We start from the raw sequence: 24,537 nt of genomic DNA on the forward strand, positions 1-24,537 counted from the left end.
ATGCTCGTGTGGGCTGCGCCATGTTGGCAATACGATGGGTAACGTAAGGGGAGGGCGCCAGTCTAGCAGATTGCCATTCGACCTTCACCGCCCGGCAAGGGGCGTGGCAAACAAGCCTTATCTTTCCAATGAAAGTGCCTTGTCTTTCCAAGGAGTTGGCGCGTTACAATGGGACATCTTTCCCCTGATTGCAGCGCACCATGAGCAAGCCTGACCCCCATCCCCTGATTGAACCTTTCCTCGATGCCCTCTGGCTGGAGCGGGGATTGTCTGACAACACGGTCAGCTCCTATCGCAGCGATCTGGAGAAGTTCTCCCTCTGGCTCGACGAGCAGGGGAGCTCGCTGCTGCTGGCGGGGATGGACGAGATCCAGCACTACCTCGCCTGGCGGGTCGATCATCAGTTTGCGGCTAGCAGTACGGCCCGCTTCCTGTCGGCCCTGCGCCGCTTTTACCAGTATCTCAACCGCGAGAAGCTGCGCCGCGACGATCCGACCGTGCTGCTGGAGGGGCCCAAGCTGCCGAAAAAACTCCCCTCCGATTTAAGCGAAACGGAGGTGGAGGCACTCTTGAGTGCGCCGCTGGTGGATGACCCGCTGGAGTTGCGGGACAAGGCAATGCTGGAGCTGCTCTACGCCACCGGCTTGCGGGTTTCCGAGCTGGTGGGGCTCACTGCCGAGCATGTCAGTTTGCGTCAGGGCTTGGTGCGCGTAGTGGGCAAGGGCAACAAGGAGCGGTTGGTGCCGATGGGCGAGGAGGCGATGCACTGGCTGGAGCGTTACTACCGGGAGGCCCGCACCCTGCTGCTGGGGGGCACCAGCTCGGATGTGGTGTTTCCCTCCAAGCAGGCCCGTATGATGACCCGCCAGACCTTCTGGCACCGCATCAAGCTTTACGCGCAGCGGGCCGGGATTAACGGCGAGCTCTCCCCTCACACCTTGCGCCACGCCTTTGCCACCCATCTGCTCAACCACGGCGCCGACCTGCGAGTGGTACAGATGCTGCTGGGCCATGCGGATCTCTCTACCACCCAAATCTACACCCATGTGGCCAACGAGCGACTCAAGGTGCTGCACGGGGAGCACCACCCCAGAGCCTGAGTGGCTGACCTCCCAAAAACAAAAAACCGCCAGCAGGCGGTTTTTTTATCTCTACACGACAGGAGATGGCGCTTATTTCCCTTGCTGGGATTTCAGCAGATCACGGATCTCGGTCAGCAGCTCCTGATCCTTGGTCGGGCCTGCCGGGGCGGCGGCTTCCTCTTCCTGCTTTTTCTTGAGGGTGTTGATGGCCTTCAGTCCCATGAAGATGGCGAAAGATATGATCAGAAAGTCGATGATGGTCTGGATGAACTTGCCATAGGCGATGACCACGGCGGGTGTTGTCCCTTCTGCAGCCTTCAGGGTGACCGCCAGGTCGCTGAAGTCCACGCCGCCCAGGATCAGGCCGATGGGCGGCATGATCACGTCACCGACAAAAGAGGAGACAATTTTGCCGAAGGCGGCACCGATGATGATACCGACGGCCATGTCGATGACGTTGCCGCGGGCGGCAAAGGCTTTGAACTCTTGAATCAGACTCATTATTTCCTCCGAAATTAAACAAGATAGCGCGTTGACTACCCTGGCCAAAGGGCGAACTCTTGTCAGGAAAAACAGAGGCTAAGCTGCGTTATTCCTGTCGTCCTGACTAGCTTGCGGGCGTTATGAGTCCTTGGCAATCGGGGGGAACCATTTTTTTGGTACAAAGTGATATTAATTTTTTGATAAGTAGCTGGTTGAATGATGAGCTGTGCTGCTGTAGTTTGCTGGGTCGATTCATTCATACCGCGTGAGTAAACAAGTGAAGTATTTACTACTGGGAATGATGCTTTTGTGCACATTTGCTGCCAGAGCGGGGATGGATACCCAAACCTTGAAACAGACCATTACCGCCCGGTTAGGGGTCTCTGTTTATCTGGTGGAACAGACCCCCATTCCCGGGCTCTATATGCTGGGCACTTCACAAGGGGTGCTCTACAGCGATGCCAAGGGGAACTATGTGGTGCAGGGGGTCATGCTGGATATGACTCATAACATGAAGAACCTCACCATCTCGGGCATGCGCGAGCAGCGTCGACTGGGCTTGTCCCAGGTGACCCATACACCGGTCGTGCTCCAGGCCAGTAATGAGCGTCATCGGGTTGCGCTCTTTTTCGGTGAGCAGGATGCCGCTCGTCGCCAGCTGTCCGGCACGCTGCAACATCTGCAGGCGTCCGGGGTCAGTGTCGAGCTCTACCCCGTGATTGAACATGCAGGACAGGCTTCCCACTGGTGCCAGGATCCCCTGCTACAGAATGATCCCTTCAAAGCCTATTTGCCTCAAAAGGAATGTAGTGAGACCCTTATCGAGAATATTGGCCTGAGCCAGTGGTTGGGGGTCAAGGTACTGCCTGCCTGGGTCTCCTCTGATGGAGATCTGGTAAGGGGCTACCAGAGCCCGGAACAACTGCTCAAGATACTGGATCACATTGATGCCCCTGCAAATCCGTCGTCGTCCGCGAGTTGATGATTCCCATCTCCCCGCCACCCTGCACCCCCTGCTTCGCCAAATCTTCGCCAGCCGTGGCGTAGAGGATCCCGCTCTGCTCGAGCGCAGCGCCAGCCAGTTGCTGCCTCCCCAGCGCCTCTATGGGATGGAGCGTGCGGTGCCTCTGCTGGCGGATGCCCTGACTACCCAGAAACGGATCCTTATCGTCGGCGACTTCGACTGCGACGGCGCCACCAGCTCGGCGCTGTGTGTGCTGGCCCTGCGCGCCATGGGGGGGCGCCATATCGATTTTCTGGTGCCCAACCGCTTCGAGTTCGGTTATGGCCTCACCCCCGAGATCGTCGAGCTGGCGGTGGCCCGCGGCGCCGAGTTCCTGATCACGGTGGATAACGGCATCTCCAGCATCGCCGGGGTGGCGGCGGCCAAGGTGGCCGGGATGCAGGTACTGGTTACCGATCACCATTTGCCGGGTCAGGAGCTGCCTGACGCCGATGCCATCGTCAACCCGAACCAGCGCGGTTGCGATTTTCCCTCCAAGTCCCTGGCCGGGGTGGGGGTAGCCTTCTACCTGATGGCGGCCCTCAACACCCATCTGCGTCAGCTCGGCTGGTACGAACGGCAAGGGGTGCGCGCCCCCAATGTGGCGGATTACCTCGATCTGGTGGCCCTCGGCACGGTCGCCGACGTGGTGGCCCTCGATGGCAACAACCGCATTCTGGTCCATCAGGGGTTGCAGCGGATCCGGGCCGGGCGCTGTCGCCCCGGCATTCAGGCGCTGGTGGATGTGTCGGGCCGCGATGGTCGTCGCCTCACTGCCTCCGACCTCGGTTTTGCACTGGGGCCACGCCTCAATGCGGTAGGGCGCCTCGATGACATGTCCCTCGGGGTCGCCTGTCTGCTTTGCGATGATCTCAATCTGGCGCGCCAGCTTGCGGCCGAGATGGACAGCCTCAATCAGGAGCGCAAGGAGATCGAGCAGGGGATGCAGCAGGAGGCGCTTGCCACCCTGGAGCAGATCCGGTTTCGCGATGGCGAGGTGCCATCGGGCATAGTGCTGCACCGCAACGAGTGGCATCAGGGGGTGGTGGGGCTGGTGGCCTCCAAGGTGAAGGAGAAGTACTACCGCCCGGTCATCGCGTTTGCCGAGAGCAGCGAGAGCGAGCTCAAGGGCTCCGGCCGCTCCATTCCCGGCGTGCACCTGCGCGATGCACTGGAACTGCTCGATACCCGCCATCCGGGCCTGATGGGCAAGTTTGGCGGCCACGCCATGGCGGCGGGGCTGACCATGCCCAAGGCCAATATCGAGGCCTTCAGCCGCGCCTTTGAGGCGGTCATCAGCGAGCTGGTGACCCCCGAGCTGCTGACCGGAGTGCTGCTCACCGACGGCGAGTTGTTGCCGGATGAGCTCAACCTCGAGCTGGCGGAGCTGATTCGCGCCTCCGGCCCCTGGGGTCAGGCCTTCCCCGAGCCACTGTTTGACGGCGAGTTCGTGCTGGTGCAGCAGCGGCTGGTGGGGGAGAAGCACCTCAAGATGATGCTGACAACCGATTCTGGTCACGCGGTGGATGCCATCGCCTTTGGCGTCGATCTCAAGCGCTGGCCCGATGCCTCGGTCAAACGGGTGCGGCTTGTCTACCGGCTCGATGTCAACGAGTGGCGCGGCAACCGCAGCGTGCAGCTGCTGGTGGAACATCTGGAGGCAGCCGGTCTCTGAGCCGGGAGCATTGCTGCTTTGTCGCTGACATCGCTGACAACGGCCACCCTCGGGTGGCCGTTTTACTGTGGGCCAGGGGGACTCTACCGCTTTGTTATGTTGGTATTTAATTGCTGGCTTTCTGAGTGAGATGGTTTTTTTGTATCGCTTTACGTCATTCAATGCGGTTAAAAATTCAAGAAAAAGAGGTGTTGTGATACATTCATCCCTGCATCATTTTGTTGTTTGAACGGGACTGACTCTTTGCTGCCTTCTGGTCGACTGTCGACCTGGACGATTGCCCTCGCTATCGCCAGCCTGCTGTGGTTTGCCGCTTTCGCTGCGGTAGGGGTCACTGCAACACCTCATCAGGCGTCGGTCAGGCAGAAGGTCTCGATGCAGTTGCATGAGCAATCCGATCCGGGATTGGTCAACAGTGTCGGCCTCCCCCCAACCTCCCAATGGCGACTCGGCTTCGAGCTGGGGCGGCGGCTCGAAGGGGCCACTCATCCCGAGCGCTATCAGATGGTGCTGGCCTGGTTCCAGCACGATATCCTCGGCCTGCTCTGCGGTCTGCTACTGGTTCTCCCTCTTCTCTATGTCAGGCAGCTCCCCGGCTACTTCGGTTATCTGCACCGACGGCTACTGCGCTGTCGCCACCTGCAATATCGTTTCTGTCACGGCGACTAGCTCACCCTGCTGGCGGGCGCCCATCCACCTTTTCACTCGGTTTGTAACGCTCCTGATTGACTGACGGGCAGGCTTGCACCTGTTGCCTGCGCTATATCGTCCGGTGCTGCGTCCGCGCTTTCTGTTGTTTCGTCCATGCTGCTGGCCATCGGCCAGAGGCAGACTTTCTCTTTGCGCAAACACCTGGTGAGCACACCCTATGGACTACTACCTCAACCTGTTTATTCACTCAATCTTTGTCGAGAACCTCGCCCTGGCATTCTTTCTGGGGATGTGTACCTTTCTGGCCGTCTCGAAGAACATCAACACCGCCTTTGGCCTTGGTATGACGATCTTGGTGGTGATGGTGATCGCCATTCCCCTCAACAACTTGATTTACCGCCATATCTTGCGGGCAGGCAGCACCTTTTTCGGCGAATTCGATCTGGGATTTCTCGATTACATCATCTACATCGGGGTGTTGGCGGCGCTGGTGCAGGTGATGGAGATGGTGCTCGACAAGTACGTTCCGGCGCTCTATCAGGCACTCGGCATCTATCTGCCGCTGTTGACGGTGCACTGCGCCATCTTTGGCGGGGTGATGTTTATGGCGCAGCGGGATTACGATTTCATCGAGTCGCTGGTCTACAGCGCTGGCTCGGGGCTTGGCTGGCTGCTGGCCATTGTCGCCATGGCCGGACTGCGCCAGAAGCTGAAGTACGCCGATGTCCCCGAGGGGCTGCGGGGCATCGGCATCACCTTTATCGTGGCGGGGCTGATGTCCCTCGGCTTTATGTCCTTCTCAGGCATATCGCTTTGATTGGAGATGAAAAAACGAGGCGCCTGCGGGCGCCTCGTTTTTTATCAGGGATTGCGGATGGCCATTACAGCTCGCGGGCCCAGGGGTGAGCCTTGGGGCGCAGCGCCAGCGCCAGACCCAGCAACAGCACGGTCAGGCCGTAGAGAGGCCAGCTGCCAAAGCGCATGTAGGGGGTCTCGCCGTGGGCGGGACGTACCTCGCTGCGCAGCACGCCCGCTTCAAACTGCGGGATCTGGCCGATGATGCTGCCGTCGATCTCGGTGACGATAGTGATGCCGGTGTTGGTGTCGCGCAGCAGCGGACGAGCCAGCTCCAGTGCGCGCATCCGGGCGATCTCCATATGTTGCCAGGGGCCTATGCTGGTGCCGAACCAGGCATCGTTGGAGACGGTCAGCAGGAAGTCGGTATCGGCATTGACGTTGCGGCGCACCTCCTCCGGGAAGATGATCTCGTAGCAGATGGCGGCGGCAAACTTGAGCCCCTTGGCGATCAGGTTGGGCTGCACTTCGTCACCCCGGCTGAAGGAGGACATCGGCAGGTTGAAGAAGGGGGCGATGGGGCGCAGCAGATCTTCAAACGGCACGAACTCGCCGATGGGCAGCAGGTGGTACTTGTTGTAGCGGTTGGGGTGGTTGTAGAAGTAGGACTCCTTGCCATCCGCATCCTGCACCCCCATGCCGAGCACGGTATTGTAGAAACGCTGTTGCTGCTCGTCGTAGTGAATGATCCCCGCCAGCAGGCCGGTATCGTTCACCTTCATCGCCTTGTCCAGATTCTCCAGATAGGGGCCCATCGCCTTCTCGATGGCCGGGATCGCCGACTCCGGCCAGATGATGATGTCGGCATCCTGATTCTCGCGGCTCAAGTCCTGATAGGTGCGCACCGTGGGGGCCAGCGCCTCCGGATCCCACTTGAGGGACTGGGCGATATTGCCCTGCACCAGTGCCACTTTGACCGGCTCGTCACGGGTCACCCAGTTGAGCTGCATCAGACCGTGAGCACCGGCTACCAGCAGGGCAGGCACCGCCAGCCAGAGCGGGGAGCGGGATTTCCACACCAGCCAAATGGCGGAGGCGGAGAATAGCAGTGCTAGGGTGATGCCTTGCACCCCGAGAATGGGAGCAAATCCCTTGAGCGGGCCGTCGATCTGGCTGTAGCCAAACCAGAGCCAGGGGAAGCCGGTCATCACCCAGCCGCGCAGCCAGTCAGCGACCAACCAGAGGGCCGGGAAGGCGAGCAGCCAGCGGCTCCAGTGACGGCCGCCAAAGAAGCGGGCAAAGACCAAGCAGGCGAGCGTCGGGTAGAGGGCCAGATAGGCGGAGAGCCCGGCCAGCAGGACGAAGGCGACCGGCAGCGGGATGCCGCCAAACTCGGTCATGCTGACATGGATCCACCACAGGCCTGGCAAAAAGAGTCCCATGGCGTAGCCAAAACCGCGCCAGGCAGCCTGTTTTGGCGTGGCTTTGTCCAGCAGGGCGTAGAGGCCGAGCAGGGAGGGGATCACCAGCGGCCAGTAGCCGAAGGGGGAGAAGGCCAGCACGGCGATGGCACCAGAGGCCAATGCACTGAGGCTTAACAGAATTTTGGAAGTAACAGGGGATAATCTCACGGGCGATGGTGCTCGTCTTGGTGTGCAACTGGGGTCGAATGGCCGGTATCTTAACCTGTAAGCGGGGCAACGGCGAGCCTCGATGCCGGTGGCAGAGAGCACAACGCCCCGAGGTCGGGGCGTTGTTTCACACATCGAGCGGATCTGCTTATTGCGGTTCGGATTGCGCCGCCGCGTGGTGCTCGGGGATCTTCACCTGCAGCTGCTGCAGACGACGCCGGTCGGCATGCATCACCTTGAACAGGTAGCCATCCAGCTCGATCTCCTCGCCTTTCTTGGGCAGGTGGCTGAAGGCGTGCATCACCAGACCGCCTACCGTATCCACCTCTTCATCGCTGAATTTGGTGCCGAAGAAGTCGTTGAAATCCTCGATCTCGGTTAGGGCGCTGATGGAGAAGACCCGCTTGCTGAGGCGGCGGATCTCGTCCGGTTCATCCTCGATGTCGTCAAACTCGTCGTCGATCTCGCCAACGATAAGTTCCAGTATGTCTTCGATGGTCACCAGACCGGAGACGCCACCAAATTCGTCGACCACGATGGCCATGTGGTAGCGCTCTTCACGGAACTCCTTGAGCAGACGGTCAACCCGTTTGCTTTCAGGGACGATCACCGTGGGGCGCAAGATTTTCTCGAGCTGCAGCGGCTCGCTGGCGTGATGGCCGCCAAAGCCGAAGGGGAGCAGATCCTTGGCGAGCAGAATGCCCTCCACATGATCCTTGTCCTCGTTGATCACCGGGAAGCGGGAGTGACCGGACTCGATGATCACCGGCAGGATTGCATCCACCGGTTGGGACTTCTCGATGGTCACCATCTGGGAGCGGGGGATCATGATATCGCGCACGCGAAGATCGGCGATCTCCAGCACCCCCTCGATCATATCCTTGGTGTCCTGATCGATGAGGTCGCGCTCTTCGGCATCGGCTATCACGTCTACCAAATCATTGCGGTCTTTTGGCTCGCCCTGGAAGAGTTGGCTGAGTTTGTCGAGCCAGGTTTTCTTCGGCGAGCCGGTACTAGGGTGATCGTCGGTCATTTTCTCTCTTGGTTACTCGTATGAACACACTTGAAATAGTTCGGGTTATATAAGGATGGCCATCTGCTGTTTCAAGACGATGACCATCCGGTTCTTTACTCTTCGTCGTTCAGATAAGGATCGGCAAAACCTAGCTCCTGCATGATGTCGCGCTCAAGCGCTTCCATCTCTTCGGCTTCCTCATCCTCGATATGGTCATAACCTAGCAGATGCAGACTGCCGTGCACAACCATGTGGGCCCAGTGGGCCATGAGGGGCTTGCCCTGCTCCTCGGCCTCGCGCTCTACCACCTGACGGCAGATCACCAGATCGCCGAGCAGCGGCAGCTCCAGACCGGGTGGCGCCTCGAACGGGAAGGAGAGCACGTTGGTGGGCTTGTCCTTTCCGCGATATGTAAGGTTGAGCTCGTTGCTCTCCGCCTCGTCGACGATGCGCACCGTCACTTCTGCCTCCTGCTGGAAGCCGAGAATGGTGCCATCGAGCCAGCCTTGCAGCTGGGCTTCGGTGGGCAGGCCGTCAGTGCTGGCGCTGGCCAGCTGCAGATCCAGGGTTACGCTCATTGCTCGCTCTCTTTGCTGGCGTTTGTTTGGCCGGCCACCTTCTCGGCGGCCTGTTTGGCGTCGAACGCCTCATAGGCCTGCACGATGCGGGCCACCACCGGGTGGCGCACCACGTCTTTGGATTCGAAGAAGTTGAACGACAGACCATCGACCCCTGGCAGCACTTCCAGCGCGTGGCGCAGGCCGGATTTGGCGTTGCGCGGCAGATCTACCTGGGTGATGTCACCGGTGACCACAGCCTTGGAGTTGAAGCCGATCCGGGTCAGGAACATCTTCATCTGCTCGGTGGTGGTGTTCTGGGCCTCATCGAGAATGATAAAGGCGTCATTGAGGGTTCTTCCGCGCATATAGGCGAGCGGCGCCACTTCGATGATGTTGCGCTCCATCAGCTTCTCGACCCGCTCAAAGCCCAGCATCTCGAACAGGGCGTCGTAGAGCGGGCGCAGGTAAGGATCCACCTTCTGGGAGAGATCTCCGGGCAGGAAGCCCAGTTTCTCACCCGCTTCCACCGCCGGACGGGTCAGCAGAATGCGGCGGATCTCCTGACGCTCCAGCGCATCCACGGCTGCCGCGACCGCCAGATAGGTCTTGCCGGTACCGGCCGGGCCGATGCCGAAGCAGATGTCGTGGCGCACGATATTGGCGATGTACTGGGCCTGATTTGGGCTGCGTGGTTTGATGAGACCGCGCTTGGTCTTGACCGTCACCTCCTTGCCATAGGGGATGCTAGGCGCCGGTTCGTCATCCTGCTCCAGCACCCGCGACTCCTGAATGGCCAGATGGACCATATCGGGAGTGATATCGGTCACCTTGCCACCCTTGAGGGGCTGGGTTTCCACATAGAGGTGCTTGAGGATGACGGCGGCGGCATCCAGCTGGGCCGGTTTGCCCACCAACTGGAAGTGGCTGTCACGGTAGCTGATCTCGACGCCGAGGCGGCGCTCCAGCTGCTTGATGTTGTCATCGAAGGGGCCGCACAGGCTGGCAAGGCGCTGGTTGTCGGCGGGCTCCAGATGCAGATTCAGGGTCGAGATGTGTCGGCTCAAAATATCCTCGTCTCAAGGCGCTCCCCATCCGCCGGGCGAATGGGGAGGAGGGGATTAATGGGGAGTGAAGGCGGCCACGCCCAGCTCGTCCGGTACGTTATCCGGGCGACGGGCCAGGATTTCGCTCGGTGCGGTGGCGATCCGCAGGTTCATCTCGCTCTCGCCGCGGATGAACTTGCCGCGCAGGGAGTTGGGACGCACCTCGGTGATCTCCACGTCGGCAAAGCCGCCGATCAGGGTGTGCTGGCCTTCGAAGTTGACCACCCGGTTGTTCTCGGTGCGACCGCACAGCTGCATCGGATCGAGCTTGGAGGGCCCTTCCACCAGGATGCGCTGGGTGGTGCCCAGCATGGCGCGGCCAATCTGCATCGCCTGGTTGTTGATGACGTGCTGCAGGCGGGCCAGACGGGCTTTCTTCACTTCCATGTCGACATCGTCGGGCATGTCGGCGGCCGGGGTGCCCGGGCGCGGACTGAAGATGAAGCTGAAGCTCATGTCGAAACCCACATCCTCGATCAGCTTCATGGTGGCCTCGAAATCCTCATCGGTTTCGTTCGGGAAGCCAACGATGAAATCGGAGCTGATGGTGATGTCGGGACGGGCGGCACGCAGGCGACGGATCTTGGATTTGTACTCCAGGATGGTGTGCGGGCGCTTCATCATGGTCAGAATACGGTCGGAGCCGCTCTGCACCGGCAGGTGCAGGAAGCTGACCACTTCCGGGGTGTCTTTGTAGACTTCGATGATGTCGTCGGTGAACTCGATCGGATGGCTGGTGGTGTAGCGAATGCGATCGATACCGTCGATGGCGGCCACCAGACGCAGCAACTCGGCGAAGGTACAGATGCCGCCATCAAAGGTCGGGCCGCGGTAGGCGTTGACGTTCTGGCCGAGCAGGTTCACTTCGCGCACGCCCTGCTGGGCGAGCTGGGCGATTTCGTAGAGCACGTCGTCCAGTGGGCGGCTCACCTCTTCACCGCGGGTGTAGGGCACCACGCAGTAAGTACAGTATTTGGAGCAGCCTTCCATGATGGAGACGAACGCGGTGGCCCCTTCGGCGCGCGGTTCGGGCAGACTGTCGAATTTTTCGATCTCGGGGAAGGCGATATCAACCTGGGCACCACGGCCCTCTTGCACTTCCTTGATCATGGCGGGCAGGCGATGCAGGGTCTGCGGGCCGAACACGATATCCACATAGGGAGCGCGCTGGCGGATGGCATCGCCCTCCTGAGAGGCAACGCAGCCACCCACGCCGATCACCAGACCGGGCTTGTTGGCCTTGAGCTTTTTCCAGCGTCCCAGCTGGTGGAACACCTTCTCCTGCGCCTTTTCGCGGATGGAGCAGGTATTCAGCAGCAAGACATCTGCCTCTTCGGGCTCTTCGGTAAGGGTGTAGCCATTACTGGCATCCAACAGGTCGGCCATTTTGGACGAGTCATACTCGTTCATCTGGCAACCCCAGGTTTTAATGTGAAGTTTCTTGCTCATTGCTTCTCTTGACTTGTTTTGAAATCGGCATGGTCAAAGGACCGCGCATTTTACTCCGCAATCTGGATACTGCCTAGCTAATATCCAGCTGGCAATGGTGCTCACCCGATACCTGTTGCCAGCAAGCTCAATAAGCTTTCTCCTTGATTTGACGCAGCAATTCCCCGTTTGTCTCACTGTTTATCAGTCGCCCTTGCGCTATCATGCAGCCATCCGGTTCACGTCCGGGCGCTGTCGCCGGACGCACCCTTTCAGGAATAAATGTATGGAACAGTGTGATATCGCCATCGTCGGCGCCGGCATGGTGGGCGCCGCCACCGCCTGTCTGCTGGCGGCTCAGGGCCTCTCGGTGCGGGTCATCGAGACCCAACTGCCGGAGCATTACGCACCGGAGCAGCCGCTGGATCTGCGGGTCTCCGCCATCAGTCAGGCCTCGGTGGCGCTGCTGGAGCTGGCCGGTGCCTGGCACCATCTGCAGCAGATGCGGCTCTGCCCCTATCGCCGGCTGGAGACCTGGGAGCTGGACGGCTTTGCCACCCGCTTCAATGCCGCCGATCTCGGTCTGCCCCAGCTCGGCTACATCATCGAAAACCGGCTGGTGCAGCTCGCCCTGCTCAAACGGATGGAGGATTTTCCCACCATCCAGACCCACACCCCGGCGGCGGTGACCAGCCTGCGCCAGAGTGCGGATGAAGCTGTGCTGACTCTGGATGATGGCTCCGAGCTGGCGGCCCGCTGGGTGCTGGCCTGCGATGGTGCTGAATCCCACACCCGCAAGCTGGCGGGTATCGGTGTATCGCGCTTCGAGTACCGCCAGCACTGCATGCTGATCAATATCGACACCGACTTTGCGCAGGAAGATATCACCTGGCAGCAGTTCACCCCGAGCGGTCCGCGCGCCTTCCTGCCGCTGCCCGGTCAGCACGGCTCTCTGGTGTGGTATGACAGCCCGGCCCGGATCCGGGCGCTCACTGCGATGAGCAACGAAGGGCTTGCCGCCGAGGTGCGTCGCCACTTCCCAAGCCGGCTCGGCGGGTTCACCGTCACCGGCAAGGGGAGCTTCCCGCTGGTGCGCCGCCACGCCAACGACTATCACTTCGGTCGGGTGGTGCTGCTTGGCGATGCTGCCCACACCATCAACCCGCTGGCGGGGCAGGGGGTCAACCTTGGCTTCAAGGATGTGGCCTGCTGGACTGATCTGCTGCAAGGAGCTGGCGCCGACTGGCATCAGCTGGCGTTGGCCGAGCGTTACGAGCGACGCCGTCGCCCCGACAACCTGCTGATGCAGTCGGGAATGGATCTCTTCTACGGGGTGTTCAGCAACGAGATTGGCCCCCTCAAGCTGGCCCGCAATCTGGCCCTCAATCTGGCGGACAAGGCGGGCCCGCTCAAGGAGATGGCGCTGCGCTATGCACTGGGGCTGGTTTGACAGGTAGAAACCAGATAACACGGGCTGAATGCGCGAAGGAGCAAAGGTGATGAGCAAGGCACTGCTGGTGATCGATTTTATCAACGATATCGCCCACCCCGACGGGCGCATTGCTGCCTCCGCAGCCCATGTGCTGGAGCAGGATGCCATCGCGCATGCCAATCAGGCGCTGGCCCATGCCCGCGCCAACGGCTGGCTGGTAGTGCTGATCAAGGTGGGCTTTGACGGCGGCTATCAGCTGCAACCCAAGGGGTCTCCCATGTTTGGTCGCGCTCACCAGTTGGGGGCGCTCTCTTTGGCTGACAGCGGCACCGACTTTCATCCTGATCTGGATGTGCAGCCCGGCGATCTGGTGCTGGCCAAGCCCAGAGTGAGTCCATTCTATGGTACTGCGCTGGAACCTGCCCTGCGGGCCAACCACATCGACCACCTCTATCTGTGCGGGGTGAGCACCAGCTGGGCCATTCAGGCGGCAGCGCGGGATGGTCACGATCGCGACTACGCCATCACCATTCTGGAGGATGCCTGCGCCGCCGCAGATGCCACCGAGCATCACACCTCGCTGCGGATGCTGGGTCGCATCGCCGAGATCATCAAGGTGTCCCAGCTGGCTTGATCCTTAACGCAGGCTGCACCCGATCACCGTGTTGAGATTGACTCTGCGGCCCCCTGTCGGGCCGCAGCACTTTTGGGCAACATGATTGTCGGGCAATATAGTGCTCACATGGATAACAACAAGGATGGACAGATGCGTTATCAGGGACGGATCGCGAGCTGGAACGAGGCGCGCGGCTTTGGATTTATTACGCCGGAGCAAGATGGCGCCGAGCAGGCAATCAATGGAGCACGCAGTGCAGGGCTGTTTGTGCACGTTACGGCGCTGCAATCAGATGGCCGCGTGCCCGAGCCGGGGGAGCGTGTCACCTATCTGATCGGCAGTGGCCAGGATGGCAAACCGAGGGCGTTACAGGTCTTTTTCCCCGATCGCCCGCTCACGTTGGCGGATGCCGTGCCCTCGGCCGAATCATCAGCAGCAAGATCGGCCGCATCATCAGCGGCGCCATCATTTCGGGCGGCAAGTCAGCCGCCACGACCCACTTCTACCAGAGAGCGGAGTAACCCCTATCGACGTCGCAAGAGCAGCTGGAGTGGTAAATTGCTCCCCCTGTTGCTGCTCGTCGGCCTCTTTTCCATCTATTCCCGCTTCTTTGCCAATTTGCCGCCCGCATCGCCAGTTAATCAAGAGGAGGTTAGTTCCATCTTCAGTACGCCACAGGCAGCGACCTTTACTCGCCAGTGTGATGGTCGGCAGCATTGCTCCCAGATGACCTCCTGCGAGGAGGCAACTTGGTTTTTACAAAACTGCCCTGGTACCAAGATGGATGGGGAAGGAGATGGCATCCCCTGTGAAGATCAGTGGTGTGTTAATTGAAATGCTTTGATTCACAAAGGCCCGATTAATTCATCTCGATTGCTGAGCGCTATCTTCTCCTGGTTCCGTCTGCGGGAGTTTTTGGCTGGGTCAGCGATCGATTGTGGCTGGGTGCGGTGCGGGATGGGGATCGAGGACCAGCTGCACGAAGCGATCGCGGATCGGGTCGGCAAAGGCGGGGTTCCACACCAGACTTATCTCCCACTCGGAACAGGGGCCAAAGAGGGGATAGAGGGTGACGTCCGGGCCCGCGATAAAGCTGACGCTGTGCGGCAGGATGGCATTACCTATGCCTGCCGCAACCAATGCCACCAGAGTCTGAATATCCTCTGCCTCTTGAACCATGCCGGTCAGCCGGTTGGCGCCGAGAAACCCGGCGATCTGCCGGGTTAGGCCGGGACAACGGTAGCCCACCATCTGCAACAGGGGTTGACTAGTCAGTACCTGCTGGACGTCAAACGATGACGGATCTGGCTGGGTCATCCGGGTTGGCACCGCCAGTACCAGCCGGTCGGTCAGCAGCCGATGCTCCTGCAACAGCGGAGTCTCTGGCCGACGCATAAAACCAAGTTGCAACTGGCCGGAGAGCAGCTGCTCCTGCTGGATCGCGGAGGGCATATCCTGCAGATGGACCATCACGTCCGTGACCTGCTGTTTGAAGCGGGCCACCAGCGCAGGGGCCAGCGCGAAACTCGACAGGCCAAACCCAATCTTGAGCCGACCGGCCACGCCACTCGCCACTGCCAGCGCGTGACGTTCAAACTCCCTGCCGTGTTTGACCAGTGCGCTTGCCTGAGTGAGCAGCTGGGCGCCGAGCGCCGTCAGCTCGGCACCATGGCGGCCCCGCTTGAACAGGGTGCAGCCCAGCGTCTGCTCCAGCCCCTGGATCTGCTTGGTGAGGGCCGGTTGGGTAATGAAGAGGCGATTGGCCGCTTCCCGGTAGTTGGCGGTCTCGGCCAGCGTCACAAACGCCTGCAGTTGCCTCAAGTCGAATTTCATTCCAATTGGTTATCCAAAGTGGCGATTTATTGATTATAAATTATCTAATCGCCTTGTTCTAATGGCTCGGCAAGGGGGGAATCGCCCTCCTCTGAACCGGAATAAGGAGCCATATCATGTCTACCCAACGTTATCTGTTTTTGATCAAGGGCAAGCTGGTGCTGGCTCAGCCGTTGGCGGCCCCGGAGACTGGGGAGCTGCTCGCCAGCCTGTTGCAACAGGGGTTTGTGGTCGGCCCCTTGCAAGTGTGGGCTGGCAGTACCGAGCAGGCGCTCGCCTGTTATGAGCGTGCCGCCCAGCAGCAGGCCTTTGCCGATGCGCTCTCTGGCTCTCTGCCCGAGCTGGCCGGGGTGCCTGTATGAGTGTCTGTATGAGTGCTGGCATGAACACGATCACCCTGTCGGTATCCGCCCTGCTGCTCGATATGGATGGCACCCTGGTCTGCTCGACAGGCGATGTGGAGCAGGTATGGCAGCTCTGGTGTCGTGAACATCTGCTCGATCCCGAGCCAGTGTTGGCGATGTGCCACGGTATACGTTCGCGCGAGGTGATCCGGGAGCTGGCCCCGCAGCTGGATGTGGAGCGGGAAGCGGCGCGGCTCGACGAGCTGGAGATGCTGCATACCGGCGGCGACGCCATCGCAGGAGCTGGCGAGTTGCTGCGCCATTTGCCGCCAGAGCTTTGGGCCATCGTGACCTCCGCCAGCGAGCAGGTTGCCCGTCACCGCCTGAATTGTGCCGGTTTGCCGCTGCCGGCCGTGCTGGTGGGGGCCGAAGCTGTGATCAATGGCAAACCCGATCCCGAGCCCTATCTGCTGGGCGCTGTACGGCTTGGCGTGTCGCCCGCTCGTTGCTTGGTGTTCGAGGATGCCCCGGCCGGTATCGAGAGCGCCCTGCGTGCAGGTTGCACCGTGGTGCAGGTAGGGGGCGATGCGCCGCTCAATCCGGCGGTGGTGGCGGTGATCCGCGACTGGCGCGAGGTGAGAGTGGTGTCAGGGAAAGGCGAGTCCTTGCTGGTGATGCTGTCGATGCAGGGCGCCAACCAAGAATGACGGCACGAGAGCTCTGGGAGTTGAATTAGGGGGGCTGAGCCTGATGGCTGGCGGTCAGTTACTCAGGCGTATGTGGCTCTTGGTCGCAAAAGTTATAGACGATCCCCACCGATTATCTTCCGGGCGTTTACATGCAGTGGGTTCACTTTCAACCGGAGGTAAAAAACCGTCTGCAGGCGACCGGATTGATCGCCTGCAGATGGAGCTGGTTTAGCTGAACAGCAGGTAGGAGAGGGTCATGCAGCAGATGATGCCCGAGATGATGGGCACCGAGGTGCGCTTGATGATCTCGATGGGATTGCTGCCGGTGATCGAGGCGATGACGATGATCACCGCGGCGACCGGCGACATGGATCGGATCAGGTTGGCAGTGAGCTGCATCGGCAGGGCCACCGCGACACTGTTGACGCCGACCTTCTCAGTGATCTCGGGAATGATGTTGATAAAGGAGTAGAAGACTGCCAGCCCACTGCCGCTGATAAAGCCGATCAGCGCCGCCGTACCGGAGAAGAAGAACATCAAGATGGAGCCGACGCCGTCGATGTGTTTCACGCTATCGACCAGGGTATCGATGATGCCGATGGCTTTCAGTCCCTCCACCAGCATGCTGGCCGCTACTATGAGCGAGACCACCTGAGCCAGACCCGTCCCCATGCCGGTGAAGAAGATGGCGAACTCCTTGCTGGTCTCCTTGATATTGCCTTTGCGCAAGAGTTCTACCCCTATGGTGAGCAGCAGGCAGACGAAGGTGATCTCCACCAGCCCGAGGGAGATATGGGTGAAGCAGATGCCGAACAGCAGTACCAGCACCAGCGGCAGTACAGGGAAGAGGCCGTAGTAGGCGGGTGGCAAGCCGGTGGGCACGGCGAGCGATTCCTCTTTTTCCTCCAGTCCGCTGCGCGACTGCTGCCGCTTGTCCATCGCCTTCTGCCAGAAGTAGTGCACCACTGCCATCAACGCCAGTGTCGGCAGCGAGATGGGGGCGTGGTAGGAGACGATGTACTCCACCAGCGGGATGCCCAGCTTCTGGGCGGCCAGCACGTTATCGGCCCCCAGCGGGCTGGGCATGATGGTGGCAGTGGTGGCAATGACGGCCCCCGCGGTGAGGGAGGACATGTTCGATGCCTTCAGTACCGGATAGAGGGTCGCCATCAGCAACACTGCCAGACTGGCAGCGCTTGGCACCACCAGCGAGAGCAGATTGCCCAAGAGGAAAATCACCGGCACCAGCAGGTAGGGGGAGCGGATGCGACTCAAGGGGCGGGTCAGCAGCATCACGGTGACGTCGTTGGCGCCGATGTGGCTCATGTAGCTGGAGAAGCCGAACAGCACCATGATGGTGAGGCCGACATTGCCCATCTGGCTGATGAAGATCTGCTTGATCTGGACGAAGGGATCAAGCCAGCTGAGGCCGCTGCTCTGCGCCGCAGGCAGCAGGGGGTGGCCCAGTCCGACGGCGGCAAACATCAGCAGCAGCCCGGCGCCAAACAGCACTATCTTGGCATCGTAGTTTTTGGCGATGAGATAGCCGCAGATGACCAGGATCAGGGTGCTGACAATTATTTCCAGCATGTTTCCAACACTCTCTTCTTGATGTGAATGGGCCAGCGGGCTGGCGGTTCGGGATCAGATGGCGCGGGCAAGGGTCTCCATGCACCAGGCCCTGAATCCGGGCACGTCGATATCGAGACACACCTCGGCGTTGGGCGGGCGTTTGAGCCGGTTGTTGATATCCACCGAGGTGGTGCCGAGGGTGTGCTCACCCCGGGTCTCGATGGCCACATGGCAGGCCCGGGTGATAAAGAGATCGGGGCGCACCAGATAGGCAATGGCGCAGAGATCGTGCATCTTGAGCCCGGTCTGCATACTGCCGCCGCGATAGTGGCCGAACAGGGCGTGGAGCATGGCGCCGGTGCGGTTGATGGCGGGCAGCGCCGCAATCATCTCGCCGGTCAGGGTGGCCCGGCTGGTGACATCGAGTCCGCACATCACGATGGGCAGACCGCTGCTGAAGACGATGTGAGCCGCCTCCGGATCCACGTAGATATTGAACTCGGCATTGGGGGTGTGGTTGCCCCGACCGGCCGAGCCGCCCATCAACACGATCCGCGCGATCTTCTCCCGACACTCGGGGTGCAGGGTGAGCAGCAGGGCGATATTGGTCAGCGGCCCGATGGGCACCAGCGTCATGGATTGTTCGCTGGCGAGCAGGGTGGCCTTCATGGCTTCGACGGCATGCTCCGGTATCGGCTGTTGCCCGGGTTCGGCAAACTCGTAACCATCGAGGCCGGAGTGGCCGTGGATATGGCTGGCATTGTCGAGGGGGCGCACGAGGGGCTGGCTGGCCCCCTGTGCCACCGGCACCTCTTGGCCGAAAAAGTGCAGCAGGCGCAGGGCGTTGCGGGTGGTCTTGCTGACATCGACGTTGCCGGCGACCGTGGTGATGAGCGCCAGCTCGATCCCGGGGTGAAACAGGGCGGCGGCGATGGCAACGGCATCGTCGATGCCGGGGTCGGTATCCAGAATAATGGCGACAGGGTTCACGCTGTTCTCCTCGAGGTTAATCGGCTTGGCTGGCATCGTGGGGCCAGCAGCAGATAAAGGGGTCGACAATCTCGCGGGTCAGGCCATCGGTGAGGCCGAGATCGGTCAGATGGGGCCCCGCATTGCAGGCAAGGCAGGTTCCCTCGATGGCCTTGAAGACACGGTAGGGGGGCTCCCACTCCACCACCTTGCCGCTCACTTCGCGCAGAGCGTGGAAGCTGGCGGCCAGCTCGCTGGCCGGCAGGTCGGAGAGCATGCCGGCGATGGGCATGGCAACGTGGGCCAGCACCTCACCCTGCTGGACGACCGCCATGCCGCCCCCGCTGGTGATCAGAGTGTTGGCGGCCAGCATCATCTCTTGCGGGTCGCGCCCCAGCACCACCAGATTGTGGGAGTCGTGGGAGTAGCTGGTGGCGATGGCCCCTTGCAGCTCGCCCCACCCCTCCAGCAGCGCCAGCCGGGTGCCCGCCTGATGGCGGCCATGGCGGTGTTGCACCGAGATGAGGCTAAATCCCGCAGGCACGATGACCTGACCATCCCGAACCTCAACCTCGGTTTCACTCCACTGGGTGAAGCGAGCCCCCTTGATGGTCTTGAAGCGGGCCCGACCCGCAGTCAGCCCGGGTACCCGGATGATGAACTCCTCCTGCGTGCGCAGGGGGATCTGCATGGTATCGCGCGGCGCCTGACAACCGGCGACAGGCTCGGAGGGTTTGAGAATGGCGCCATGGCGGGCGACCCGCTGACCACCGCTGTAGACCCAGAGCGGGTTGAGATCGGTGAGGTTGTCGAACACCACCAGGTCGGCGCAGCGGCCGGCAGCAACCAGCCCCAGATCGTTGCGCTGCAGCCGGATGGCGGCATTGAGGGTGGCCATCCGCAGCACGTCGGGCACCGCCAGCCCCAGCTCTGCCAGCAGCTTGACCAGCGCAATCATGCCCCCTTTCTCCAGCAGCATGTCGGGCGGCACATCGTCGGTACAGAGGGTGATTTGGGAGGAGAGGTGGGGCAGCTGTTTCAGCGCAGCGACGATCTCCGGCAGCAGGTAGGGGTGGGAGCCGCGCAGCTGGAGGGTGAGCCCGGCCCGCAGCTTCTCCAGCGCATCGGCAGCCGAGGTGAGTTCGTGATCCGAGCTGACCCCGGCGGCGAGATAGGCTTGCAGCCGGTGACCAGTGAGGCCCCGGGCGTGTCCCTCAATCAGGGCATTGCGTTGCAAACCGGCGTGCAGAATGCCGGTCATCCGCTCGCTGCCGCCCAGCACCCCCTGCATGTCCATCACCTCGGCGATCCCCGCCACCTCTGGCCACTCCAGCATGGTGGCCATCTCAGGGCCGTGGAAGTCGGCGCCCGACATCTCGAGACCCGGCGTCGAGGGAACGCTGGAGGGGGCGGCGCAGATGACCCGCAGCGGCAGATTGCGGCTGGCGTCGATGGCATAGCGCACCCCCGCCAGCCCGAGCACATTGGCCAGTTCGTGGGGATCCCAGAAGATGGTGGTGGTGCCCTGCGCGACCACCACATCGGCGTAGCGCTCCGGCGTCAGGTGGGAGCTCTCCACATGGACATGGCTGTCGATAAGACCGGGCGAGAGATAGGCGCCGGCCAGATCGTGGGTCTCGCGTGCCTGCTGGAAGGTGCCGACCGGATGGACGCTGGCGATCAGCGGGCCGACCAACCCCACGTCGACGGGGCGGATCTCGCCGGTCACCATGTCGATCAGGTTGGCGTTGGTCAGCAGCAGATCGAAGGGGGCTTCGCCGAGGGCTGCCTGCACGGCGCGGCGGCGCAAGTTGAGGGATGCATCTTGTTCACACATGAAGGAGATGGCCTGACAAGGGGAATAATGGGCCCACTTTAAGGAGGGGATTGGCCCGTGCATAGCGCAAAGAATTTATAACTGGATAAGAAAGGGTTATGCTGCTGCAAACGTTTTTCTCCGGTTGTCGATTTCATGTCCGAACCCTGGCGCCGTCTGCCTGCGCTCTCTCTCAAGCAGATCCAGTATTTTGTCACGCTGGCCCAGCTGCGCCACTTCACCGAAACGGCCAATCAGATGGCCATCAGCCAGCCCGCCCTGAGCAGTGCCCTGCGCCAGATTGAATCTGTGCTTGGCGGTAAACTGTTCCACCGTACCGCGCAGGCGGTTACCCTGACCGAACAGGGGGAGGCGATCCTGCCCCACGCCAAGGGGCTGCTCAATGTAGCCCACGCCGCTTTTTCTGATATGCAGCAGGTGATGGTCGAAGGGGGCGATGGCACCCTGCGCATCGGTCTGATCCCGTCGGCCTGCACCCTGATGTTTCCGCTGGCGGCCGCCCGTCTGCAGCAGCAATTTCCGGGCTTGCGGGTCGAGTTTCAGGATCACACCAACGACGGTCTGTTGCAGGCGCTGGCCGAGGGGGCTCTGGATGCGGGAATTGGCGTGCTGGATGGCGAGTTGCCCGACTCGCTGGAGGTGACGCCGCTGCTGGACGATGCGCTGGTGGCGGTGATCAACCAGCAGGATCCGCTGGCAGGGGAAGAGGCCATCAGCTGGCATGAGCTGACCCGCCGCGACATCGCCCTTTTTGCCAGAGGCAACGTCAGCCGGCAGGTCAACGGACTGGCCGAGAGCCAGTTGCCCGGGCTCAAGCCCAGATACACCACAGATTATGTCGAGACGCTTTACGGCTTGGTGCGCTCAGGGTTGGCAGTTGCTATCCTGCCCGGACTCTATGCCGCGAACCTGCGCGATCCCCAGCTGAAAGTCGTGGCGCTGCACGAGCCAGTGCTGAGTCGAACCCTGGCGCTGATGTGGGCGAAAGGACTCTCCCGATCAACTCGCATCGACGAAGGGCGAGCCCTGCTGCGCGCCACCATTATCGAACAGCTAAGTAGTCAGCACGGCTGAGGCTGGCACGAGGTGAAGGTGGAACCTGGAGAGACATCCCTGCTGGTGACGCTGCCCGCCTGAGCTGTGGTGCGAGTGCGTGACGACCGCAGATTGCGGTATGAACCATCGCTATCCGAACTCTTGATGTCGCAATAAAAACGCCCCCGAGATGCGGGGGCGTTTTGCTATCTGGCCGTTATTTGAAAACGCGGAAACGGGTGGCATCGTCGATGAAGGTCTTGTCGCCGGCCGGTTGCTGGATGCTGCCAAAGGGCATCTGGGCACGCAGCAGCCAGCTGGCTGGCAGGTTCCACTCCTTGCGTACCGCCTCGTCGATGAGGGGGTTGTAGTGTTGCAGGGAGGCGCCGATCTTCTCCTGGGCCAGGGTGGTCCAGACCGCAAACTGGGCGATGCCGGTGGCATGTTCCGACCAGATGGGGAAGTTGTCTGCATAGAGGGCAAACTTTTGCTGCAGATCCTTGATGACGTCGGTGTCTTCGAAGAACAGCACAGTGCCGAAACCTGCGCGGAAGCTGCCATCCACCTTGGCCTCACTCTGGGCGTAGGCCTCCGGCGGCACGATCTTTTTCAGCTCGGCTTTGACGATATCCCACAGCTTATGGTGCTGGGCGCCAAACAGGATGACGGCGCGGGAGCTCTGGGAATTGAAGGAGGAGGGGCTGTGCCTGATGGCATCCTGGATCAGGGCCGTCAGTTGTTCCGGTGTATGGGACACCTGGCTGCCCAGGGCATAGATGGTACGACGTGCTTTGATCTGTTCGATAAACGGACTGCTCATAACATCTCCTTGTTCTGCTTGGCGTTGCAGCCGGTGATGGACGGTGTGTCCAGCGCCGGCCGCGTCAGGTATAGACTATAACACCCGCAATGCAGAGCGGGGTTAACCCGGGGTAACTAGCGTTTTTCCTGTCAGTTGATATTCGTTTGCGAACCTTGATGTTTTGTTAGTATTGGAAATGTCATTAAAGGGGCGTTGAAGTGATATTAATCAATGATTCACTCTCCTTTCTCTCGCACAATCCCGCTATGTTTTCCCCTGTTCGGATGTCATGTGAGCCGCTCGTATCTCAACAAGCGTTACTATGTGCTGGCCCCCCTCTCCGCACTGCTTGGCTTGTTGATCCTGATCGTGACTATCATCATGGCCATTGCCAGCTATCTGCGGGATATCGACATGACGGTATCCGGCTTCGGTCACATGGCTTCCTCCGTTGAGGCGTCCTTGATCCACGAGATGGTGAAGGTCAATGAGCGGCAACTGGCAGTGCTGGAGGGCTCCCTAGACAAGGAGAAGATAGCCCGCGGCGAGCCGGCCGACTCTCCCATCTGGGCTATTGCCCATCAGATCAAGCCCGGCAACCACTATATCTACTTTTACAACCTGAAAGCGGATCGCATCGACAGTTACCCGGAGTGGCTCGCGCCCCCAGGTTATAAGGCAGCGCTGCGCCCCTGGTATCAGGTGACCGCCATGCCGGGCGACGAGCCCGTCTGGTTTGGCCCCTACCCTGAATACAATACTCAGGAGCTGATTCTCAGCCTGATCAAACGGGTGAGGGACGAGCAGGGGCAGTTGCTGGGTCTGCTGATGGTTGACATGTCATTCGACTCGCTGCAGCAGGCGCTGCAGCGCACGGTCGGTAGTAATCAGGCGGCACTCTATCTGACCTTGCGTGACACTGATCAGCTGGTAGTGGGCAGCAATATGGATCTGCTGGCGACCAACACCATCAAGCAGCATCAGAGTCAGCAGTGGCTCGGCCTGGATGTGCTGTGGCATGGGACTTATATCAAGCGTGAGCTGGCGGATATTGGTTGGGATCTCAACATCTATCTGCCGCCAGTACTGTTTCGTGACAGCCTCTACGATGCGTTGCAGATGGTGGTTTTTCCACTGCTCTCTCTGTTTGCCATCTGGTGTTGCAGCCTGAGTCTGCTGGTGCGGATCTTCCGCCAGGAGCAGGAGCTGGTGTCGGGCTCATTGACCGGCATCGTGCGCGATCTGGAGCGTTCAGCGCCTGTCAGTGAGCCCAAGACCTGGTTCGTGCGGCGTAGCCTGAACGAGATCGATCAGGTCAGGGCCAGTTTTCTCAAGGGGCAGGATGCGCTGTTGCGGGATCCCCTGACCGGTATCATGAACCGACGAGCCTTCGAGCAGCACAAGGCGGCACTGGAGCAGAGGGGGGCGTGCTTCTGGCTGCTGCTGTTTGATGTCGATCACTTCAAGGGGATCAACGACAGCCAGGGCCATGCCTTCGGCGATCAGGTGCTGTGTCGGGTGGCCAACTGTCTTGCTGATGTGCTGGGGGTGAGTACGGTTTACCGGATAGGTGGGGATGAATTTGCCGCTCTGCTGCAACAGCCACAGGATGAGTTGGCGGAGAAACTCGGTTGTCTGCTTGAACTGGTGCGTCAGCAACAGTGGCGTGAACACCATGGGCCGATCACCCTGAGTGCCGGCGGCGCCTGCCATTCTCCTGCCGCCGGCCCTATCTTCGAGCGGGCTGATGCTGCCCTCTACCGCAGCAAGGAGGCTGGCCGGAACTGCTGGCATCTGGCTGAAGGGGTGGCAGGGGCCCTTGACTGACAGCTTTTGTCCCAGCGCGCTGACTATTCGACAGGACGCGGCTGCCAGGTTATCGGTCACTTTGTCGTGACTGTCTGGTTCAATGTTAATTTTCACGTTTTAATTCAATAGGTTGATTCTACTCTTCCTGTGTTGGCTGTGACTGTACTGCCATT

Annotated in this window: 23 protein-coding genes; 12 read left to right on the top strand and 11 right to left on the bottom strand. The window is 60.8% G+C overall.

The annotated features are described in order from the left end of the window. The first annotated feature begins 200 nt into the window (after nt 1–200). Nucleotides 201–1,100 carry a site-specific tyrosine recombinase XerD gene (gene xerD, locus G5195_RS06230; RefSeq protein WP_421221885.1) on the top strand — a complete coding sequence of 300 codons (900 nt, stop codon included), beginning with the start codon at nt 201–203 and terminating at the stop codon, nt 1,098–1,100. Nucleotides 1,101–1,172: 72 nt separating this feature from the next. On the opposite strand, the gene mscL is transcribed toward xerD, so the two are convergent. Then, a complete protein-coding gene (gene mscL, locus G5195_RS06235; RefSeq protein ID WP_042054731.1) occupies nt 1,173–1,583 on the bottom strand; it encodes a large-conductance mechanosensitive channel protein MscL in 411 nt (136 codons plus the stop codon). Nucleotides 1,584–1,899: 316 nt separating this feature from the next. On the opposite strand from mscL, the gene G5195_RS06240 reads away from it, so the two are divergent. The 4 genes from G5195_RS06240 to nqrE all read left to right on the top strand — a co-directional run bounded on the left by G5195_RS06240 (nt 1,900) and on the right by nqrE (nt 5,711). Continuing rightward, nucleotides 1,900–2,547 carry a disulfide isomerase DsbC N-terminal domain-containing protein gene (locus G5195_RS06240; protein WP_421172117.1) on the top strand — a complete coding sequence of 216 codons (648 nt, stop codon included), beginning with the start codon at nt 1,900–1,902 and terminating at the stop codon, nt 2,545–2,547. Further along, entirely contained in the window at nt 2,513–4,243 is a 1,731-nt protein-coding gene (gene recJ / locus G5195_RS06245) for a single-stranded-DNA-specific exonuclease RecJ (RefSeq protein ID WP_421221886.1), read from the top strand. The genes G5195_RS06240 and recJ overlap by 35 nt, the downstream gene beginning before the upstream one ends. 243 nt (nt 4,244–4,486) lie before the next feature. Then, complete coding sequence (locus tag G5195_RS06250) at nt 4,487–4,912, top strand: hypothetical protein (RefSeq protein WP_236348389.1); 426 nt, start codon at nt 4,487–4,489, stop codon at nt 4,910–4,912. A 199-nt stretch (nt 4,913–5,111) separates the two neighbouring features. After that, entirely contained in the window at nt 5,112–5,711 is a 600-nt protein-coding gene (gene nqrE, locus G5195_RS06255; RefSeq protein ID WP_227342072.1) for an NADH:ubiquinone reductase (Na(+)-transporting) subunit E, read from the top strand. 64 nt (nt 5,712–5,775) lie between these two features. Here the strand turns inward: nqrE and lnt are convergent, their stop codons facing one another. The 5 genes from lnt to miaB form a co-directional block, all read right to left on the bottom strand. Beyond that, nucleotides 5,776–7,320 carry an apolipoprotein N-acyltransferase gene (lnt, locus tag G5195_RS06260; RefSeq protein ID WP_421221888.1) on the bottom strand — a complete coding sequence of 515 codons (1,545 nt, stop codon included), beginning with the start codon at nt 7,318–7,320 and terminating at the stop codon, nt 5,776–5,778. A 148-nt stretch (nt 7,321–7,468) separates the two neighbouring features. After that, nucleotides 7,469–8,353: a CNNM family magnesium/cobalt transport protein CorC gene (gene corC / locus G5195_RS06265; protein WP_005354092.1), complete on the bottom strand. Its 885-nt coding sequence runs from the start codon at nt 8,351–8,353 to the stop codon at nt 7,469–7,471. A gap of 95 nt (nt 8,354–8,448) precedes the next feature. Beyond that, nucleotides 8,449–8,913 (bottom strand): rRNA maturation RNase YbeY, encoded by a 465-nt coding sequence (gene ybeY / locus G5195_RS06270; RefSeq protein ID WP_005354089.1) that lies wholly within the window; start codon nt 8,911–8,913, stop codon nt 8,449–8,451. Beyond that, nucleotides 8,910–9,959, bottom strand: coding sequence for a PhoH family protein (locus G5195_RS06275; RefSeq protein WP_005362369.1), 1,050 nt, complete (start codon nt 9,957–9,959; stop codon nt 8,910–8,912). Before G5195_RS06275 ends, ybeY begins: the two co-directional genes overlap by 4 nt. Nucleotides 9,960–10,013: 54 nt before the next feature. Beyond that, nucleotides 10,014–11,447 carry a tRNA (N6-isopentenyl adenosine(37)-C2)-methylthiotransferase MiaB gene (miaB, locus tag G5195_RS06280; protein ID WP_005335132.1) on the bottom strand — a complete coding sequence of 478 codons (1,434 nt, stop codon included), beginning with the start codon at nt 11,445–11,447 and terminating at the stop codon, nt 10,014–10,016. Between the two features lie 265 nt (nt 11,448–11,712). Between miaB and G5195_RS06285 the strand changes: the two genes are divergently transcribed. The 3 genes from G5195_RS06285 to G5195_RS06295 all read left to right on the top strand — a co-directional run bounded on the left by G5195_RS06285 (nt 11,713) and on the right by G5195_RS06295 (nt 14,308). Further along, nucleotides 11,713–12,876 (top strand): FAD-dependent oxidoreductase, encoded by a 1,164-nt coding sequence (locus G5195_RS06285; protein ID WP_058058874.1) that lies wholly within the window; start codon nt 11,713–11,715, stop codon nt 12,874–12,876. A gap of 49 nt (nt 12,877–12,925) precedes the next feature. Continuing rightward, complete coding sequence (locus G5195_RS06290) at nt 12,926–13,492, top strand: cysteine hydrolase family protein (protein ID WP_421221891.1); 567 nt, start codon at nt 12,926–12,928, stop codon at nt 13,490–13,492. Nucleotides 13,493–13,624: 132 nt separating this feature from the next. Continuing rightward, nucleotides 13,625–14,308 carry a cold shock domain-containing protein gene (locus tag G5195_RS06295; RefSeq protein ID WP_421235975.1) on the top strand — a complete coding sequence of 228 codons (684 nt, stop codon included), beginning with the start codon at nt 13,625–13,627 and terminating at the stop codon, nt 14,306–14,308. Nucleotides 14,309–14,398: 90 nt separating this feature from the next. On the opposite strand, the gene G5195_RS06300 is transcribed toward G5195_RS06295, so the two are convergent. After that, on the bottom strand, nt 14,399–15,307 hold the full coding sequence (locus tag G5195_RS06300; protein WP_421172111.1) for a LysR family transcriptional regulator: 909 nt from the start codon (nt 15,305–15,307) through the stop codon (nt 14,399–14,401). 116 nt (nt 15,308–15,423) lie between these two features. On the opposite strand from G5195_RS06300, the gene G5195_RS06305 reads away from it, so the two are divergent. Both G5195_RS06305 and G5195_RS06310 read left to right on the top strand, forming a co-directional pair. Further along, nucleotides 15,424–15,669, top strand: a complete 246-nt coding sequence (locus G5195_RS06305; protein WP_088868650.1) for a hypothetical protein — start codon at nt 15,424–15,426, stop codon at nt 15,667–15,669. A gap of 20 nt (nt 15,670–15,689) precedes the next feature. Then, nucleotides 15,690–16,358 carry an HAD-IA family hydrolase gene (locus G5195_RS06310; protein WP_216953031.1) on the top strand — a complete coding sequence of 223 codons (669 nt, stop codon included), beginning with the start codon at nt 15,690–15,692 and terminating at the stop codon, nt 16,356–16,358. A 210-nt stretch (nt 16,359–16,568) separates the two neighbouring features. On the opposite strand, the gene dcuC is transcribed toward G5195_RS06310, so the two are convergent. Genes dcuC through G5195_RS06325 form a run of 3 tightly spaced genes read right to left on the bottom strand, consistent with a single transcriptional unit; the run spans nt 16,569 to nt 20,718 of the window. After that, nucleotides 16,569–17,930 carry a C4-dicarboxylate transporter DcuC gene (gene dcuC, locus G5195_RS06315; protein WP_227342077.1) on the bottom strand — a complete coding sequence of 454 codons (1,362 nt, stop codon included), beginning with the start codon at nt 17,928–17,930 and terminating at the stop codon, nt 16,569–16,571. Between the two features lie 54 nt (nt 17,931–17,984). Further along, on the bottom strand, nt 17,985–18,902 hold the full coding sequence (gene rihC, locus G5195_RS06320; protein ID WP_421235956.1) for a ribonucleoside hydrolase RihC: 918 nt from the start codon (nt 18,900–18,902) through the stop codon (nt 17,985–17,987). Nucleotides 18,903–18,918: 16 nt separating this feature from the next. Next, the gene (locus G5195_RS06325; RefSeq protein WP_421235957.1) at nt 18,919–20,718 is read right to left on the bottom strand and encodes an adenine deaminase; all 1,800 of its coding nucleotides are present in this window, start codon (nt 20,716–20,718) and stop codon (nt 18,919–18,921) included. A 135-nt stretch (nt 20,719–20,853) separates the two neighbouring features. Here G5195_RS06325 and G5195_RS06330 point away from each other — a divergent pair, with 135 nt between their 5' ends. Then, entirely contained in the window at nt 20,854–21,792 is a 939-nt protein-coding gene (locus G5195_RS06330; RefSeq protein WP_421235958.1) for a LysR family transcriptional regulator, read from the top strand. 178 nt (nt 21,793–21,970) lie between these two features. Here G5195_RS06330 and G5195_RS06335 read toward each other — a convergent pair whose 3' ends face one another. After that, complete coding sequence (locus G5195_RS06335; RefSeq protein ID WP_216953036.1) at nt 21,971–22,573, bottom strand: nitroreductase family protein; 603 nt, start codon at nt 22,571–22,573, stop codon at nt 21,971–21,973. A gap of 273 nt (nt 22,574–22,846) precedes the next feature. On the opposite strand from G5195_RS06335, the gene G5195_RS06340 reads away from it, so the two are divergent. Beyond that, the gene (locus tag G5195_RS06340; RefSeq protein WP_164536238.1) at nt 22,847–24,382 is read left to right on the top strand and encodes a sensor domain-containing diguanylate cyclase; all 1,536 of its coding nucleotides are present in this window, start codon (nt 22,847–22,849) and stop codon (nt 24,380–24,382) included. Nucleotides 24,383–24,537 lie beyond the last annotated feature (155 nt).

The sequence above is a fragment of the Aeromonas sp. 601039 genome (assembly GCF_049174415.1).
Classification (GTDB): Bacteria; Pseudomonadota; Gammaproteobacteria; order Enterobacterales; family Aeromonadaceae; genus Aeromonas; species Aeromonas veronii_A.